We start from the raw sequence: 264 nt of genomic DNA on the forward strand, positions 1-264 counted from the left end.
TGTTCAGCGTGTTTTCAATATATTAAAACGGGCTGAATAGGGTATTTAATTCAGATTACATTGGGTTTTTTATGCCGATATCTGAATCATTCGTAGCTTTTACTTTATTTTCAACCACCTTAGTGGTGTCTTTTTTGAATAAAGAGTAGAGAACAAAGGCCAATATGACGCCAGCAAACCAAGACACTCGTGATATAGGCTCTAATGCAGGAATGAATTTTCCACCAAGGGAGAAAATAACTGCAATAACAGTGACAACGAAAG

At 36.4% G+C, this 264-nt stretch carries 1 protein-coding gene; it reads right to left on the reverse strand.

Annotation, left to right across the window (positions count from 1 at the left end):
• Positions 1 to 55: 55 nt before the first annotated feature.
• A partial coding sequence (locus ACRHOC_RS14865; protein ID WP_431159412.1) for a hypothetical protein occupies positions 56 to 264 on the reverse strand: 209 nt, incomplete at its 5' end.

This window comes from Winogradskyella poriferorum (genome assembly GCF_050618035.1).
GTDB classification, from domain to species: Bacteria; Bacteroidota; Bacteroidia; order Flavobacteriales; family Flavobacteriaceae; genus Winogradskyella; species Winogradskyella poriferorum_A.